Raw genomic sequence first — 15960 nt, 5'->3', positions numbered from 1 at the left:
TTCACCTCAGCCCTTCAGACCGGAGGTGGCCATACCGTCGATCAGATAGCGCTGGAAGGCGAGGAAGAAGGCGAGCACCGGCAGCAGGGCCACCAGCGACATCGCGATCATGCCGCCGTAGTTGGCCACGGCGTCCTGGTCCACGAACATCTTCAGACCGAGCGACACGGTGTATTTGTCGGGCTCGTTCAGATAGATCAGCGGCCCCATGAAGTCGTTCCATGAGTTGATGAAGGTGAAGATCGCGCTGGTGATGAGCGCGGGCCGGCACAGCGGCAGCACGATCGACCAGTAGATCCGGAAGTGCCCGCAGCCGTCGAGGCGGGCCGCCTCGTCGAGCTCCTTGGGCAGGTTCCGCATGAACTGCACCATCAGGAAGACGAAGAACGCCTCCGTGGCCAGGTACTTCGGCAGGAGCAGCGGGGTGTAGGTGTTGATCATGTCCATGTTGCGGAACAGCACGTACTGCGGAATCAGCAGGACGTGGTACGGCAACAGGAGCGTGCCGATCATCAGCGTGAAGAGCAGATTGCGGCCCGCGAACTTGATCTTCGAGAAGGCGTACGCGGTCAGCGAGCAGGACACCAGGATCCCGACCACCGAACCGAGCGCGAGCGTGAGCGAGTTGACGAAGAAGGTGGAGATCGGGATGTCGGCGATGCCGTCGGAGAGCCGGGTGTAGTTGGAGATGATCGGGTCGCTCGGCAGCAGGTCCAGACTGCCGACGATGTCCTCGCTCTTCTTGAACGAGCCGCCGATGACCCAGATCACCGGATAGAGGATCACGGCGAGGATCGCGAGCGACCCGATGTGCCAGGCGAGGGAACCGGGCAGTCCGCGCCGCAGCGCGCCCGCCCGCCCGGACGGGGCCGGGGCCGGGGTGATCTCGGTGGCCTGTGCGCTCATCAGGCACCCTCCTCGTAGTGCACCCAGCGCTTCTGGGACCAGAACAGCACGGCCGTCACCAGCGCGACCGCGACCAGCAGCAGCCAGGCCATGGCGGAGGCCAGACCCATCCGACTGTTCTCGAAGCCCTGGACGTAGAGATAGCAGGTATAGACCATCGAACCGTCCGCGGGACCACAGGCGTTGCCTCCGGCACCGCCGCCGACGATGTACGCCGAGCTGAAGATCTGGAACGAGTGGATCGTCTCCAGCAGGACGTTGAAGAAGAGGACCGGGGAGATCATCGGCAGGGTGATGTTCCAGAACCGCCGCCACTTGCCGGCACCGTCGACCTCGGCGGCCTCGTACAGCTCACGGGGCACCTGCTTGAGACCGGCGAGGAAGATCACCATGGGAGCGCCGAACTGCCAGACGGTGAGCGCCACCAGGCTGTAGATGATCATTTCCGGATCGCCGGTCCAGCCACCGACGTCGAGGCCGAAGATCTTCTGCGTACGGTCGACGATCGCGTCGTCGGAGAAGATGGCCTTCCAGACGATCGCGATGGAGACGCTGGCCCCGATCAGCGACGGCGCGTAGAAGGCGGCCCGATAGAAGGCCTGTCCACGCCGCTTCTGGGCCAGCAGCAGCGCCACACCGAGGGCCAGCAGCAGCTTGAGGGGCGTGCCGACGACGACGTACCACAGCGTCACCCGCACCGAGTGACGCCAGCGCGGGTCGGCGAACATCTCGGAGAAGTTGTCCAGGCCGATCCACTTGGGCGCGTCGAACAGGTTGTAGTCGGTGAAGGCGAAGTAGAGCGAGGCGATCATCGGACCCGCTGTGAGCAGCAGGAATCCGGCGATCCACGGCGACATGAAGAGGTAGCCGGCCAGGTTCTCCCGGCGGCCCCGCCGCTTGAGTGTGGCGGGGCTCGGGGCTTCGGCCGGACCGTGCCGCGGCTCGGAGCGCTCGTCCTTGGACAGGCCCTCCGTCGCAGGGGCGTGTGTCACGGTGGTTCCCATCAGGTGCCGAGAGCCGTCTTCGACTCGGTGAAGAACTGCTTGACGGCGTCGTCGACCGTGCGCGTGCCGAGGCCGAGTTCCTCACCGATGCGCAGGAAGGCGGCCTCACAGATGTCCGCGCCGTTCGGGTGCGGGGTGATGGGCTCCAGGACGCCCGCCGCGACGAGGGACTCCTCGTACTCGGCGATGGCCTTGTTGACCGGGTCGGTCGGCTGGAACGCGTCGTACTGGGCCTGCGTCGCGGGCACTCCACGGTCGTAGCCCATGATCTTGGCGACCTCGGGCTCGTGCACCATGAAGTTGATGAACTGCGCGACTTCCTTGGGGTGCTGCGTGCGCTTGGACGCGCTGAGCATGAGCGAGCCGAGGTACTGGCCGGTCTTCTTGCCGTCGGTGGTCGGGATGGGCGCCAGGCCGTATTCGCTCTTGCCCTCGGAGGTGTAGCGGACGGTGAAGTTGTCCCAGGTGAACTCACCGGCGGCGAGTTCGGCGGCGACCGCCGACTTGGGCTTGATCTGCGCGACCTTCTTGGGGTCGGCGTAGAGGCCCTCCTCGATGCCCTTCTCGGCCTTCGACCACCAGGCCTTCAGGTCCGCCTCGGTGAAGCCGAGCCCGTCCTCGGTGAAGAACGCCTTGCCGTTCTGGCGCAGGTACAGGTCGTAGAGGTACATCACGCCGTACATGCCACTGTCGCCGGCGCGCCCCGCCTTGTCGCGGATCTTCTTCATCGCCGCGTCGAAGTCGTCCCAGGTCCACCCCTGTTCCGGCTTCACACCGGACTTGGTGTAGACGGGCTTGTCGATCACCAGGGCCATCGAGTTGGAACCGACCGGGATCCCGAGCAGCTTTCCGTCGACCTCGCCGAACTTCTCCAGGCCGGCTCTGAAGCCGTCCAGGGAGAGGTTGCCGGCCTCGACCTGTGGGCTGAGATCGAGCAGCACATTCTTGGCATCGTATTTCCGCAGGAAACCGATGGCATTCTGGAACACATCCGGAGGATTTCCACCGGAGGCCTGGGTGTTGAACTTCTTCCAGAAGTCGAGGTACGGCTGGAAGTCCGTCTTCACCTTGATCTTCGGGTACTTCTTCTCGAAAAGCGCGATGCTCTTCTTGATGCGCTCGGCACGGTCCTCCGCGCCCCACCAGGCGTAACGGATCGTCACCGTCCCGTCCCCCGCGCCACTGTCACCGCCACAGGCGGTGGCCGTCGCCCCCAGTCCCGCGACGGCCAATGAGGCTCCGGCCGCCTTGAGGACCGTCCGCCTCTCAACGTTCCTGTTTTGCTGCATGGTTGAGCCTCCCCGCGACGCTGCGTCCCGCGCCATGAATCGTTTCAAGTAAGCGCTTGCTGGCACAAGGTACGGAGAGCCTCAGGAGACGTCAATGATTCGGACAGGAATTGATGGAAAGCGGAGTCGGCGCCGCGCCGGGTGAGACGGCCTCGCAGGTGACGGCCGGTCAACTGAAAGCGCAGGTCGGCGAGTTGCGGTCGACGGGCCGAACGCCACGAGGGCCGTCGAGCGGCCGACGGACGAGACTGAAAGGAGTCAGTGGGGCACAGCCCGTCCGCCGCCCCCGAACCGCCCCGCACCGCCTCCGGAGCACGACGGGTCGACCGCGCACGAGTGCCGCACACGGAGGCGAGAAGCACGGGATCCGGCCAGCTGATGAAGAACCCCGGGGCGTCGCGGCAGCGCGTCACCACAGACCGCCGACCGCGACCCCCTCCCCCGACCTCAGGGGCCGAGGATGCGGGCGGTCACACCGAACACCCCGCACCACCACCACGAAAAACGACCCGGCCCACGTTTCCGTGGACCGGGTCGTCGTCATCCGGTGGGCGATACTGGGTTCGAACCAGTGACCTCTTCGGTGTGAACGAAGCGCTCTCCCACTGAGCTAATCGCCCGGACGCAGGAAGAACATTACCCCATGTCAGGGGGTGCCTCGGACCACACGCGCAATCCCCCGCGCCGTCCCGTCGAGGCTCACTGGTTCTTGATGTTCCAAGGCATCTCGAAGCCGAACTTCCAGACGTAGAAACCGACGAGGCCGGCCACGATCACCAGGCCGATCGACGTCAGAATGATGTTGCGGCGCCGCACCTTGGGGTCGAGGGCGCGCTGGGTGGCCGCGGTGACCTTCCGCTTGGTCCAGCGGAGCACCAGCTGGGCCCAGACGAATTCCGTCGCCCAGATCGCCATACCGCCGAAGATCACGACCCAGCCGGGGCCCGGCAGCGGGAGCATGATCACACCCGCGACCACGACGGCCAGACCGACGACGAAGATGGCCACCTGCCAGCTCAGGTGCAGCATCCGCCGCGCCCTGACGAATTCCGGCGCACGAGATCCGAGCGGCGCTTCGTTCTTGGCCACATCGGCCTCACTGTTCGCTACGTTGGTGTCACTCTTCGTTCCGTCGGCCGCCACGGCGACCTCCCCCGTTCCGTAACTCCCCGTATCCATACGGCCAAACCCTACCGGAGAGAAACCGGTCACCGGAATGGTCGTACCGACAGAAGACGGTCTCGGCCGGATGAGCTACCAAAAGCGACGCAAAACTCCCAGAGGGGTTTACAACGGCACCGTAGGTGGCATGTCGATTTCGCCGACGTGCGAATCCCCGAGCGCACACTGAGCGAAAGGCCTTGGCGCTTATGAACACCACGGTCAGCTGCGAGCTGCACCTGCGCCTCGTTGTGTCGAGCGAGTCCTCACTGCCCGTTCCCGCGGGACTGCGGTATGACACGGCCGATCCCTACGCCGTGCACGCCACCTTCCACACCGGAGCAGAGGAAACGGTCGAATGGGTGTTCGCCCGCGACCTCCTCGCCGAGGGCCTGCACCGGCCCACCGGTACCGGTGACGTCCGTGTCTGGCCGTCGCGCAGCCACGGTCAGGGCGTCGTGTGCATCGCCCTGAGCTCCCCGGAGGGCGAAGCCCTCCTCGAAGCTCCGGCGCGGGCCCTGGAGTCCTTCCTGAAGCGCACAGACGCCGCCGTGCCTCCCGGCACGGAACACCGGCACTTCGACCTCGATCAGGAGCTCTCGCACATCCTGGCGGAAAGCTAGGAGGCGAGGGCCACAGAGCCGCCCGGCGCCGTCCACTCGGGGAGACGGCTCGGGCCTAGACAACCGAATACGGCTTCAGGCCGACCCATCGACGCCGTCGTCGCGGACCTCCGCGCGGCGGCGTCGCCGTGTCGTGGCCCCACGAACCGGGGGCGGGCACCAATCGGGCCCCTGGCCCGTTCCGCTCGTACCAGGGGTGCAGCAGGGGTGCCCCAGGACGGTCCACACCGGTCCGCCGCCTCGCCGGGCCATTACCATCGGCCAGCATCGGCGGGCGCCCGCCCGACCCTCGCAGGCCAGGGAGCGAAACGTGCTGATCACCCACGACACCCGGTGTTCCCTAGACGCCGTGGTCGATCTGGTGAACACCGCGCCGGAGAACGACACGGCGACCGACGGGCTCGCGACTGTCGCGGCGCTCGCCGACTTCGTACGAAACCACGAGGTCAGCGAGGTCGGAGTGTTGTCGGAGCTCGACCTCGCGGCCGTACGCAGGGTCCGCGGCCGATTCGCGGAGGTCTTCGCGGCCACCGACCCCGCCGCGGCCGCCGCCGTGATCAACGACCTGATCGCCGCCGCGGGCACCACGCCCCGGCTCACCGATCACGACGGGTACGACTGGCATGTGCACTACTTCGCGCCGGGCGCGTCGCTGGCCGACCACCTCTCGGCCGACTGCGGCATGGCGCTCGCCTTCTTCGTGGTCGCCGGAGAACAGGAGCGGCTGCGCCGCTGCGAGGCCCCCGACTGCAGACGGGCTTTCGTGGACCTCTCCCGGAACCGGTCGCGCCGCTACTGCGACAGCCGCACCTGCGGAAACCGCCTGCACGTGGCCGCCTACCGGGCACGCCGCAAGGAGGCGGCGGGCTGAAACGGGCCGCCGGCCGGCGCGGCCCGGGTGCGCGTACGGGGGCTGACGGAGCCCTCGACGGGTGACGTCAGGGGCTCCGTTTACAGCTCACAGCATCAGCAGGTCGTGCAGTGACGCCATGAGCAGCAGGCAGCCGATCACCGCTAGGAAGATCATCAGCGGTGGCTGGGAGAGCGCGAAGAGACAACCTCGCCGCTCCTCTGGCGGGGCGGTGGTGTCGCTCTGTGTTGTGTCCAGCATCTCGCCGCGATGATGACGCAGCGGAGACCCTCCGCGCGATCAACCCACCCGGAATGACGGAGAGTTCGCCAATATCCACAATGTACGGAGCGAACCTGATCACTTCGGCGCCGCTGGCCGACCTTCTGTGTCGTTTCAGTCCGCGTCCCTTCGGACGGGCCGGAGGCCGTGGTCGCCGCGGTCAGATGCCGTGCTTCTTGAGGATCGCCTCGATGTCGCTGAAGTCGTCCGCGCCGGACGCACCGGACGCGCCGGAACCCGCCTTCCGAGGTGTCGCCGCCGGGCGGGACGCCGGCCGTGCGCCCTGGCCCAGCGAGGGGGCCGAGGCCGCCGGGGCTATCGCCTCGGTCCGGGAGGCCTTGGCCTCCTTGCGCTCCTTGCCGGTGACCCCTCGGCGCCGCTCCACGGCGCGGGTGGTCATGAACAGGAACCAGGCGGCGCCGAGCACACCGAAACCGGCCCACGCCGTCGGGCTGAACGCGGTGTCGGCCACCCACTCGACGACTCCGGTCATCACCAGACCGAGCGGGACGAGCGAGTAGGCGGCGATGCGGGTCGCCCGCAGGAAACGCTTCCGATACGCCGTGAGCGCGGCGATGCCCAGGCCTGCCGCTGAGACGGCGGCACACACTGTCTCGGCAATCATCCGGTCCTCCAGGCGGTGCTCGGTCGGGCGTTCGTGTTGCGTCCCTTCCATCCTGCACCGCCACGCGTCCGATATGCCATGGTCCGGGGAGACCTCAGGGACATCTCCGGGTCGTCTCGGGGTCGGTGCCCTCCCCGGGGTGGATCCGGCCCACACCCGGCACGGGCCAGGAAACTGGGAGACTGATCCCATGAGCGACTCCTCACCCGTGCCGTCCGCCGTCGTCCTGGACGTCTGGTGCGAACTCCAGTGCCCCGACTGCCGCAGCGCCCTCGACGACATCCGAGCGCTGCGAGCCCGCTACGGCGACCGTCTCGACGTACGGCTGCGGCACTTCCCGTTGGAGAAGCACCAGCACGCCTTCGCCGCCGCGCAGGCCGCCGAGGAGGCCGCGGAGCAGGGACAGGCGTGGCCGTACGTCGAGGCCGTACTCGGCCGGGTCGAGGAACTGGGCCGCGCCGGGGAGCCGTTCCTGGTGGATGCGGCCCGTGAACTCGGTCTGGACGACGAGGAGTTCGACACGGCGCTGATCGACGGCCGGCACATCCTGATCGTCGACGCCGACCAGGCCGAGGGCAAGGCGATCGGCGTGACCGGCACGCCCACCTACGTCATCGGCGGCGAGCGTCTCGACGGCGGCAAGAGTCAGGCGGGGCTGCGCGAGCGCATCGAGGAGATCGCCGACCGGCTGCTGGCCGAGGGCGCCTGACCACCGGGACCGTCGGCGGCGCCGCCCACCTCGGCGGCCGCCCACCTCGGCGGGCGTCTCCGCCGACGGGCACGCGGAGCCGCACACCCGCAGCCACCGGTGATCCCCGCGCTCCGGAGCTGTCGGAGAGGCACGCACTCCGGAGCCGTCAGAGCAGCGGCTTGGAGAGGTGGTAGGCGGTCGTCTCGTAGCCGAGGGACTCGTAGAGGCACTCGGCCCGGAAGTTTCCCGCGAAGACGTTGAGCGCGATGACGGGCTTCCCGGCCGCCATCGCCTGGGCCTCGGCCAGGAGCATCAGCGTACGGCCGTGTCCCCTGCCCCGGTGGGCGGCGTCCGCCTCCACGTCGTACACGAAGGCCCTGTCCTCGCTCAGCCACAGCCAGAGCGTCCCGACTCTCGTGCCGTCGTGCTCCAGCACGCTGCACAGGTTGTTCGCGGAGGCCACTCCCTGCGGCAGACAGCGCTCGTAGTCCAGGGCGGCCTTCGCGTACGCCTCCGCCTCCGGCATGCCACGGGTGATCCAGTCCTGGGCATAGCCCTCCAGACCGGCCTCCTTCCACGGCCCGTACTCGGCCTCGGTCATGGGCCGGCCCCTGCTGCCCTCGGGCAGTTCGGGTGGAGTGTCGCCGAGGGCCTTGCTCATGCCACGGTTGCGCAGGACGTAGCCGAGCGCCTGGGTCAGCCGCAGGGCGGGCTCGGCGCCGGCCGGGACGGACACCTCGATCCGCCGACAGCCCCAGCCGCGGGCCACCTCCTCGGCGGCGAGCGCCGCCACCGTGGCCCGGCCACGCCGCCGGTCCGGTTCGTCGATCCGCAGATCCAGGATCCGCGCGGCCGTCGACCCGGGGTCGGGGCGCGTGCCGAGGTGTATCCCGCCGACGGGACGGCTGTTGACACACACCTGGTAGCGACGCGAGCGCGTCCCGTCGGCGGCGTGCTGAAGCGGCTCGATGGGCCGCAGGGTGGTGGTCATCAGGGGTGTTCTACCCGCTCCGGACCGCCGGGGCAGCCGAATATCCCGAGCTTTCGTCCGGGACCTCCCTCGGCGGTGCTCACGGATCCAGGTCGTCGCCGGACCGCTCGTCGAAGACCCGCATCGCCTTGGCCGTCACCGGGCCCGGGGTGGCCGACAGCTCGCGGGCGTCCACACGGTGCACCGACTGCACGTCGCGCAGGCTCGACGTCAGGAAGACCTCGTCGGCGCGGTCCAGGACGTCCAGCGGCAGGTCGGTCTCGCGGGCGCCGGTCCACTCGACGACGAGGGCGCGGGTGATGCCCGCGAGGCAGCCGGAGGCGACCGGCGGGGTGTGCAGCTCGCCGTCGAGGACGACGAAGACGTTGGAGCCGGTGCCCTCGCAGAGCTGCCCCACCGTGTTGGCGAACAGCGCCTCGGTGGCGCCCTGTTCGTGGGCGCGGGCGAGAGCGACGACGTTCTCGGCGTACGAGGTGGTCTTCAGGCCGGTGAGGGCGCCGCGCTCGTTGCGGGTCCAGGGGACGGTGATCGCGGCGGTGGAGTCGGCGCGCCGTGCGGTCTCGCCGAGGGCGACGACGAGGGTGGGGCCGTGGTCGCCGCGGTCGGAGCCGAGCGGGGAGAGGCCGCCGGTGTAGGTGATGCGCAGTCGGCCGAGCGCGACCGGTTCGGCCGCCAGGACGGCGGAACAGGCGCGGCGCACCTCGTCCAGGTCCGGCTCGGGCAGACCGAGTCCGCGGGCCGAGAGGGTGAGCCGGTCGAGGTGGCGGGTCAGCGCGAACGGCCGGCCCCCGACCGCCTTCACGGTCTCGAAGACGCCGTCGCCCACGGTCAGTCCGTGGTCGAGGACGGAGACACGGGCGGAGTCGATGTCCTGCAGTCCGCCGTCGAGCCAGATCTTCACGTAAGGGTCCTCCCACTCGCCTCGTACGTTCCCGACGCTACCGCGAGCAGCCGGGCGGCCTTCAGCTCGGTCTCGCGCCACTCCGCCTCGGGGTCCGACCCCCAGGTGATGCCCGCACCGGTGCCGAAGCGCAGCTCGCCCGCCGCCCGGTCGATCCAGAAGGTGCGGATGCCGACGGCCAGCTCCGCGGTGCCCCGGTCGGCGTCGACCCAGCCGACGCCGCCGCAGTACGGGCCGCGCGGGGCGGTCTCCAGGGTGTCGATGATCCGCAGGGCGCTCGACTTGGGCGCCCCGGTGACGGAGCCGGGCGGGAAGGCGGCGGCGAGCAGTTCGGGCCAGCCGGCGTGGTCGCGCAGTTCACCGCGGACCAACGACACCAGATGCACCAGACCAGGATGCTTCTCCACGGCGCAGAGGTCGGGGACGGTCACGGTGCCGGTGGCGCAGACCTGCCCGATGTCGTTGCGGACGAGGTCGACGATCATCACGTTCTCGGCGTAGTCCTTCTCCAGGAGGTCCGCCTCGGTGGCTCCGGTGCCCTTGATCGGGCCGGACTCGACGACCCTGCCGTCGCGGCGCAGGAAGAGCTCGGGGGAGGCGGTGGCGATCTCGACGCCGTGCCCCGGAAGGCGAATCGTTCCTGCAAATGGGGCCGGGTTCCCGCGGGCCAGCAGGGCGGTGAGGGCGTCCACGTCGGCGTCCGGCGCGACGGGCGCCGACAGCACCCGGCAGAGGTTCGCCTGGTACACCTCACCGGCGGCGATGTGCTCACGGATGCGGCGCACCCCCGCCGTGTACGCGGCGCGGTCGAGCGAGGAGGTCCAGTCGTCGAGGCGCGGCCCGTGCCACTCCCCCGGGACGGGGGCGGGCGCGTTTTCGCGACGTACGTCACGGAAGCGCGCGCACACCAGACCGCCCTCGTAGTCCGCGCACACGGCCCAGAAGCCGGAGGAGTCCAGGGCGGCGGCGTCGCTGGTCACATCGGTGAGACCGGTGGCCACGAGGTTGCCGAAGCGAGCGAGCGGAGGGAGGTCGGGCACGCAGTCGAGTCTAGGACGGGTGCCCCACGGCCGGGCCCGGCCGGGTCCCGGACTGGACGCACCGCAGCACGCTGCACAAACGCGTTTTTGTACTGGCCCCGGAATCCGCTAGAGTTCAACTCGTCGCCGGGACGCGTGAGCGGAGCGGAAACGACAAGCGGACGTAGCTCAGTTGGTAGAGCGCAACCTTGCCAAGGTTGAGGTCGCCAGTTCGAACCTGGTCGTCCGCTCGCAGGAACGTGGGGGATCCACCCGACCCCCCGCACTCCTGGTGGAGTGGCCGAGAGGCGAGGCAACGGCCTGCAAAGCCGTCTACACGGGTTCAAATCCCGTCTCCACCTCCAAGGACGATTAGCTCAGCGGGAGAGCGCTTCCCTGACACGGAAGAGGTCACTGGTTCAATCCCAGTATCGTCCACTGAGGCCTGAGGGCTTCCGGAGCCACAGGGCTTCACCCCGCGCGATTAGCTCAGCGGGAGAGCGCTTCCCTGACACGGAAGAGGTCACTGGTTCAATCCCAGTATCGCGCACGCAAGATCCACGGCCCCCGGGCTGTGATCCCGAGGACGATTAGCTCAGCGGGAGAGCGCTTCCCTGACACGGAAGAGGTCACTGGTTCAATCCCAGTATCGTCCACACGCACCGAGCCCCCGGCCATCTCGTACGGCCGGGGGCTTCGTCGTGTGCGGGTGAGCGGAGGGCGCGAATGCGCCCCGCGCCTCAGCTGGAGAAGAGCATGTGGCCGAAGCCTCGGTTGTGGTGACCCCCGTGGTGGCCGCCGTGGTGCCCACCATGGTGACCGCCCTGTGGGGCGCCCCAGGCCGGGGCGTTGTGACCGCCGCCCGCCGGGTACTGCGGGGCGGCCGGCGGCGGAGGCACGGCCGGGCCGCCGGCCCACTGGCCCTCCAGGCGGGTCAGGGCCTCCAGCTCGCCGTAGTCGAGGAAGATCCCGCGGCAGCCGCTGCACTGCTCGATCTGCACGCCACTGCGGTTGTAGGTGTGCATCGGCGCATGACACTTCGGACACTGCATGTGCATGGTTCGGCTCAACTCCTCGCCGTTCGGTCCTGCTTCGCGTTACGCCAGGACAGACACTGTCCGGCTGCGGTCGGTTGCACCCTACTTCGGGAAAGGCTCCACCAACTCAGGCGGGATGCTTCCCATTCGGTCACATGCGTCCACAACGGACTGCTGCGCGTCGTCGAGGGGGCGTCCGGCACCGGTGGACTTCGCGATCGCCAGGGCGGCGGTCTGCACGGTGAGTGCGCGGGCCGGTACTTCCAGTGAGGGCCAGGGATCGCCGTCGGCGGGGACCGCGGGACCCGAGGCCGTCCGGTACGCGGTGAGGAAGCGGGTCCACTCGTCGGGGTGCAGGAGGCCGCAGGCGTACCAGGCGGCCGGGCGGGCGAGGTCCCAGGCGGGGACGCCCACGCCCAGGTCGTCGACGTCGATGAGGCGCCAGGGGCCGGTGGTCGCGGGGTGGCGGACCAGTTGGCCGAGGTGCAGATCGCCGTGGCAGAGGGTGGTCGTGTCCGGCATGGGCGCCTCGGACCTGGCCCAGGCGGGGAGGGTGCGCCAGGCGCGGAGCACCGGTGCCGTGGCCGGGTGGTGGGGTGCCGCGGCCTCGAGGCGGGCGATGGCCCGGGCGGCCTTGGCCGGGCCGCGCATGGGCGGCAGGCCGGGGGGCGCGGCTTGCCGGTGGAGACGGGCGAGGAGGGTGGCCGCCTCCTCCCACGGGGCGGCCTGCGGGGTGTCGGGGTCCACCGGAGTCCCGTACGGCCAGAACGTGACCAGGCGGCCGTGGAGGGGGGTGGGGACGGTGTCGACGGGTGCCAGGAGGGTGTCGGGGTGGGCGGCGGCGACGGTCAGACGGAGGGCCAGGTGGGTGGGGTCCGTGTCGGGGGCGTGGGCCTTCGCGACGGTGTCCGCGTGGCGGACGACCGTGCCGTCGGCGCGTTCCGCGAGGACCGTGTCGGGGTGGGCGCAGGGGGCCAAGTGGGGGTGGGCCGCGCTGCGCACCCTGGCCCGGAGAGCGGGGAGTACGTCGGCGTCGGCTGTGGCGGTCATGGGTCCCCCTGCGGATGTCGTGCGGCGCTGGCGCTGAGCCTACGTTTCGGGGACGCCCTGGTGAGGCGGGGTTCGGTGGGAAGTCTCGCGGCTCGGAGGTGACGGGCGCCGCCCGCGCCCCCATGCCGGCTGCGCCGGGCAAGACAACGCCCGCGCAGCTCCCCAGCTGCGCGGGCGTTTATTTGCCGTCCGCCGCACCCCCGTCCCCACGGGGTTTCATGGATGGATGTCCCCGCCCGGACCGCTCTTCCGGGCCTGGAGTCGCCGCTCAGCGCCCCAGCATCACACCCACGGACGACGCTTGTGTGACCACTGCTTCCCAGCCGCCGAAGGCGTACACGAGCAGGGCCGCCAGGGGGAGGACCATCGCGGTCGCGACCAAGGGGTGGCGACGGCCCGGACGGCGGTCGGCGGTGAACATCTTGCGCTCCCGTGCGCGGATCGCGGTCCGCGGTGCCGTGTGGGCCATGGTCCCTCCTCTGACTTCTCGTAGGTCTGGCTCTGTTGGTTCGGGTCTCGCTGTGCCGTTGGCAGCGGCGGGTGTCTGACCTCGGGGGACGAGTGCTGCACCCGCCGCTTGACCTCAAATCTAGGCGTGCGGCGGGTCCGGGTCGTCATGCCCTCGTACCGATTGCCGGGCCTCCCCGAGGATGAGCGGTGACCTGCGACGTACTCCCCAGGGTGGAGACGGGGTCCTACGTCTCGGGGTCTTCCCGGAAGGGACGTCCGGTCTGCCCCCTGTTGTCACGCCGTGTTGTCACGCCGTTCGCTCCGAGCCGTCCTCGCGGGGCACCGGTTGTTCGACGAGGGCCAGGACCCTGTTCGCCATGAACCTGGCCGTTCGTACGACCGAGCCGTTGCGGGTGACTTCGCTCACTTCCACTACACCTCGGCGTACCGCCGTCTCCACCCGGCGGCCCGCCCTGCTCGCGATCACCTCGTACGTGCGCGTCGTGTCCCCGGCGTCGACGACTATCTCCACACGGTCACCCTTCACGGGTTCAATCCCCCTTCTGTGGCGGGTGGTTGGGATCACAGGCAGCCCAACACCGGCCCGAACTCCTGTTCCCTGACCACCCTTCAAGTTTCCCACCCGGCACTGACAATCGATCGGGTCGTGAGGGCGCGGCCTCTGCGCACGCCCGGCCGTGGAAACGTAAGCTGTGGCTCGTCAGACGGAACGGGCAGCGGGGATGAACATGGCGATGATGCGCCTGAGGCGCGAGGACCCGCGCGTCGTCGGCTCGTTCAGGATCCACAGACGGCTCGGCGCGGGTGGAATGGGCGTCGTCTACCTGGGCTCCGACCGGCGTGGACAGCGCGTCGCGCTCAAGGTGATCCGGCCTGATCTGGCGGAGGACCAGGAGTTCCGGTCGCGGTTCGCGCGTGAGGTGTCCGCGGCGCGGCGGATCCGGGGCGGGTGCACCGCCCGGCTGGTCGCCGCCGATCTGGAGGCGGACCGTCCGTGGTTCGCCACGCAGTACGTACCGGGGCCCTCGCTGCACGACAAGGTCGCCGAGGAGGGACCCATGTCGGCCGCCGACGTGGCCGCCGTCGGCGCCGCCCTCTCCGAGGGGCTGGTGGCCGTGCACGAGGCCGGGGTCGTGCACCGGGATCTGAAGCCGTCCAACATCCTGCTGTCCCCGAAGGGGCCGCGGATCATCGACTTCGGCATCGCCTGGGCGACCGGGGCATCCACCCTGACCCATGTCGGCACGGCCGTGGGGTCGCCCGGGTTCCTCGCGCCCGAGCAGGTGCGCGGGGCCGCGGTCACACCGGCCACGGACGTCTTCTCCCTCGGGGCCACGCTCGCCTACGCGGCGACCTCCGACTCCCCCTTCGGACAAGGCAGTTCGGAGGTCATGCTCTACCGGGTGGTGCACGAGGAGCCGCAGCTGCGCGGGGTGCCCGACGCGCTCGCCCCGCTCGTCCGCGCCTGTCTGGCGAAGGACCCGGACGAGCGGCCCAGCACTCTGCAACTGTCCCTGCGACTCAAGGAGATCGCCGCACGCGAGGCGCAGGGCCTGGCCGATGTCCGGCCGCCCGCGCCGCGCGGCGATCCGGACCGGCCCTCGGGGCGGCTCGCGGAGCAGTACGTCGAGCAGCGGACGTTGCGCCAGCCGGAGCCCCGTGGCACCCAGCCGGGAAGGCCGGGTGCGCCCGGGACGCCACCGCCCCGGAACGGTTCTCGTACGGGTGGTGGAGGAGCGAGGACCGGTGGCGGATCGCGGTCGGGGGGCCGGCCCGTGCCGTCCCGCAACACCTCCGGGTCGGGGAAGCGGCCCGCGCCGCGCAGTGGTGCGGGGCGACCGGGGCCGCGGACCAACGGCACCGGGCGGCGGCCCGCCAATCCCCGGTTGTTGCGGCAGCGGCTCGTCGTCTTCGTCGTGGTGACGTTGCTGGCCGCGCTCGGGATCGCCACGGCACAGGGGTGCCAGGGGCCGTCGCGGGGGCTCGGCGGGGACGGCCTCCGGCAGGAGCGGTTGCTCGCGGAGCCGGACGGCGACTGACCGCCGAACGGCGCCATGGCCCCGAAGGACGGGGTTCGGGCCTGCGGCTCGGTCGTTCGTCGCGGTTCCGAGAGGCCGGTCGCGCGGTTCCCCGCGTCGCTGGTGGGGCGGGGCAGTTCGCCACGCGCCCCTCTCCGAGTCAGTTCTGCGGGCGGCCCGTCGCCACCGCGTAGAAGGCGACGGCCGCCGCCGCGCCCACGTTGAGGGAGTCGACCCCGTGGGCCATGGGGATACGGACCCATTCGTCGGCGGACATCAGGGCCTTGGTGGAGAGGCCGTCGCCCTCGGCACCGAGCATGAGGGCCACGCGGTCCATACGGTGCGGGGCAGCCTCGTCGAGGGACTTCGCCTTCTCGTCCGGAGTGAGGGCGAGAAGCGTGAAGCCGGCGTCGCGTACGGCGTCGAGGCCCTTGGGCCAGGCGTCGAGACGGGCGTACGGGACGGAGAAGACCGCGCCCATGGAGACCTTGACGCTGCGGCGGTAGAGCGGGTCGGCGCAGTCCGGGGAGAGCAGGACCGCGTCCATGCCGAGGGCTGCGGCCGAGCGGAAGATCGCGCCGATGTTGGTGTGGTCGTTGACCGACTCCATGATCACGACCCGGCGGGCGGCGCCCAGGAGCTGGTCGGCCGTCGGGAGGGGCTTTCGCTGCATGGAGGCGAGGGCGCCCCGGTGCACGTGGTAGCCGGTGACCTGTTCGGCGAGCTCGGGGCTGACCGCGTAGACAGGGGCCGGGAGTTCGTCGATGACGTCGCGCATGACGTCGACCCACTTGGCGGAGAGCAGCATCGAGCGCATCTCGTAGCCGGCTTCCTTGGCCCGTCTGATGACCTTCTCGCCCTCGGCGATGAACAGGCCCTCGGCGGGTTCGCGCCTGCGGCGCAGCTCCACGTCGGTCAGGCCGGTGTAGTCGCGCAGGCGCGGATCGTTCGGGTCCTCGACGGTGATGAGATCGGCCACAGGGTGATACTGCCTTGTCCTGGGTGTGGTGCCAACGGCTTGGGACGGGTTGGGTTACCCGTG

The 15960-nt window shown here is 70.0% G+C and carries 18 protein-coding genes and 6 tRNA genes; 9 read left to right on the top strand and 15 right to left on the bottom strand.

The window, feature by feature from the left end; all coding sequences use genetic code 11:
- Positions 1 to 6 precede the first annotated feature (6 nt).
- The 5 genes from RM704_RS37160 to RM704_RS37140 form a co-directional block, all read right to left on the bottom strand.
- A complete protein-coding gene (locus RM704_RS37160; protein WP_033532610.1) occupies positions 7 to 906 on the bottom strand; it encodes a carbohydrate ABC transporter permease in 900 nt (299 codons plus the stop codon).
- A complete protein-coding gene (locus RM704_RS37155; RefSeq protein WP_033532611.1) occupies positions 906 to 1910 on the bottom strand; it encodes a carbohydrate ABC transporter permease in 1005 nt (334 codons plus the stop codon). Before RM704_RS37155 ends, RM704_RS37160 begins: the two co-directional genes overlap by 1 nt.
- Positions 1910 to 3199 carry an ABC transporter substrate-binding protein gene (locus RM704_RS37150; protein WP_033532612.1) on the bottom strand — a complete coding sequence of 430 codons (1290 nt, stop codon included), beginning with the start codon at positions 3197 to 3199 and terminating at the stop codon, positions 1910 to 1912. The genes RM704_RS37155 and RM704_RS37150 overlap by 1 nt, the downstream gene beginning before the upstream one ends.
- Before the next feature lie 548 nt (positions 3200 to 3747).
- Positions 3748 to 3819: transfer RNA gene (locus RM704_RS37145), tRNA-Val, on the bottom strand.
- 79 nt (positions 3820 to 3898) lie between these two features.
- A complete protein-coding gene (locus RM704_RS37140; RefSeq protein ID WP_033532613.1) occupies positions 3899 to 4378 on the bottom strand; it encodes a TIGR02611 family protein in 480 nt (159 codons plus the stop codon).
- A gap of 191 nt (positions 4379 to 4569) precedes the next feature.
- Here RM704_RS37140 and RM704_RS37135 point away from each other — a divergent pair, with 191 nt between their 5' ends.
- Together RM704_RS37135 and RM704_RS37130 are read left to right on the top strand one after the other, a co-directional pair.
- A complete protein-coding gene (locus RM704_RS37135; RefSeq protein WP_004002642.1) occupies positions 4570 to 4983 on the top strand; it encodes an SsgA family sporulation/cell division regulator in 414 nt (137 codons plus the stop codon).
- A gap of 310 nt (positions 4984 to 5293) precedes the next feature.
- Positions 5294 to 5854 carry a CGNR zinc finger domain-containing protein gene (locus RM704_RS37130; protein ID WP_033532614.1) on the top strand — a complete coding sequence of 187 codons (561 nt, stop codon included), beginning with the start codon at positions 5294 to 5296 and terminating at the stop codon, positions 5852 to 5854.
- Positions 5855 to 5941: 87 nt separating this feature from the next.
- On the opposite strand, the gene RM704_RS37125 is transcribed toward RM704_RS37130, so the two are convergent.
- Both RM704_RS37125 and RM704_RS37120 read right to left on the bottom strand, forming a co-directional pair.
- Positions 5942 to 6094, bottom strand: coding sequence for a hypothetical protein (locus tag RM704_RS37125; protein ID WP_172639080.1), 153 nt, complete (start codon positions 6092 to 6094; stop codon positions 5942 to 5944).
- A gap of 181 nt (positions 6095 to 6275) precedes the next feature.
- Positions 6276 to 6740 carry a hypothetical protein gene (locus RM704_RS37120; protein WP_033532656.1) on the bottom strand — a complete coding sequence of 155 codons (465 nt, stop codon included), beginning with the start codon at positions 6738 to 6740 and terminating at the stop codon, positions 6276 to 6278.
- A gap of 190 nt (positions 6741 to 6930) precedes the next feature.
- Here RM704_RS37120 and RM704_RS37115 point away from each other — a divergent pair, with 190 nt between their 5' ends.
- Positions 6931 to 7449, top strand: a complete 519-nt coding sequence (locus RM704_RS37115) for a DsbA family protein (protein ID WP_033532615.1) — start codon at positions 6931 to 6933, stop codon at positions 7447 to 7449.
- 148 nt (positions 7450 to 7597) lie between these two features.
- Here RM704_RS37115 and RM704_RS37110 read toward each other — a convergent pair whose 3' ends face one another.
- The 3 genes from RM704_RS37110 to RM704_RS37100 form a co-directional block, all read right to left on the bottom strand.
- Positions 7598 to 8422 carry a GNAT family N-acetyltransferase gene (locus tag RM704_RS37110; RefSeq protein WP_033532616.1) on the bottom strand — a complete coding sequence of 275 codons (825 nt, stop codon included), beginning with the start codon at positions 8420 to 8422 and terminating at the stop codon, positions 7598 to 7600.
- Positions 8423 to 8501: 79 nt separating this feature from the next.
- Positions 8502 to 9323 (bottom strand): aminotransferase class IV, encoded by an 822-nt coding sequence (locus RM704_RS37105; RefSeq protein ID WP_033532617.1) that lies wholly within the window; start codon positions 9321 to 9323, stop codon positions 8502 to 8504.
- Positions 9320 to 10363 (bottom strand): chorismate-binding protein, encoded by a 1044-nt coding sequence (locus RM704_RS37100; RefSeq protein ID WP_033532618.1) that lies wholly within the window; start codon positions 10361 to 10363, stop codon positions 9320 to 9322. Before RM704_RS37100 ends, RM704_RS37105 begins: the two co-directional genes overlap by 4 nt.
- A gap of 157 nt (positions 10364 to 10520) precedes the next feature.
- Between RM704_RS37100 and RM704_RS37095 the strand changes: the two genes are divergently transcribed.
- The 5 genes from RM704_RS37095 to RM704_RS37075 all read left to right on the top strand — a co-directional run bounded on the left by RM704_RS37095 (position 10521) and on the right by RM704_RS37075 (position 10998).
- A tRNA-Gly gene (locus RM704_RS37095) sits at positions 10521 to 10593 on the top strand.
- A gap of 40 nt (positions 10594 to 10633) precedes the next feature.
- Positions 10634 to 10707 (top strand) — tRNA-Cys (locus RM704_RS37090).
- 1 nt (position 10708) lies between these two features.
- A tRNA-Val gene (locus RM704_RS37085) sits at positions 10709 to 10780 on the top strand.
- 40 nt (positions 10781 to 10820) lie between these two features.
- Positions 10821 to 10892 (top strand) — tRNA-Val (locus RM704_RS37080).
- 34 nt (positions 10893 to 10926) lie between these two features.
- Positions 10927 to 10998, top strand: a tRNA-Val gene (locus tag RM704_RS37075).
- 84 nt (positions 10999 to 11082) lie between these two features.
- Here RM704_RS37075 and RM704_RS37070 read toward each other — a convergent pair.
- The 4 genes from RM704_RS37070 to RM704_RS37055 form a co-directional block, all read right to left on the bottom strand.
- Entirely contained in the window at positions 11083 to 11394 is a 312-nt protein-coding gene (locus RM704_RS37070; RefSeq protein ID WP_033532657.1) for a TFIIB-type zinc ribbon-containing protein, read from the bottom strand.
- 87 nt (positions 11395 to 11481) lie between these two features.
- Positions 11482 to 12429 carry a phosphotransferase family protein gene (locus tag RM704_RS37065; protein WP_033532619.1) on the bottom strand — a complete coding sequence of 316 codons (948 nt, stop codon included), beginning with the start codon at positions 12427 to 12429 and terminating at the stop codon, positions 11482 to 11484.
- A 268-nt stretch (positions 12430 to 12697) separates the two neighbouring features.
- Positions 12698 to 12898, bottom strand: coding sequence for a hypothetical protein (locus RM704_RS37060; protein WP_033532620.1), 201 nt, complete (start codon positions 12896 to 12898; stop codon positions 12698 to 12700).
- Positions 12899 to 13186: 288 nt separating this feature from the next.
- Positions 13187 to 13426 (bottom strand): DUF8836 family protein, encoded by a 240-nt coding sequence (locus RM704_RS37055; RefSeq protein WP_033532621.1) that lies wholly within the window; start codon positions 13424 to 13426, stop codon positions 13187 to 13189.
- A 196-nt stretch (positions 13427 to 13622) separates the two neighbouring features.
- Between RM704_RS37055 and RM704_RS37050 the strand changes: the two genes are divergently transcribed.
- Entirely contained in the window at positions 13623 to 14939 is a 1317-nt protein-coding gene (locus RM704_RS37050) for a serine/threonine-protein kinase (RefSeq protein ID WP_033532622.1), read from the top strand.
- A 139-nt stretch (positions 14940 to 15078) separates the two neighbouring features.
- On the opposite strand, the gene RM704_RS37045 is transcribed toward RM704_RS37050, so the two are convergent.
- Positions 15079 to 15897: a TrmH family RNA methyltransferase gene (locus tag RM704_RS37045; RefSeq protein WP_033532623.1), complete on the bottom strand. Its 819-nt coding sequence runs from the start codon at positions 15895 to 15897 to the stop codon at positions 15079 to 15081.
- Positions 15898 to 15960 lie beyond the last annotated feature (63 nt).

The sequence above is a fragment of the Streptomyces gottesmaniae genome (genome assembly GCF_031845845.1).
In the GTDB taxonomy this organism is placed as follows: domain Bacteria; phylum Actinomycetota; class Actinomycetes; order Streptomycetales; family Streptomycetaceae; genus Streptomyces; species Streptomyces akebiae.
Note: the sequence above shows the minus strand (reverse complement) of the source record. Positions and strands in the feature narration are given on the sequence as shown.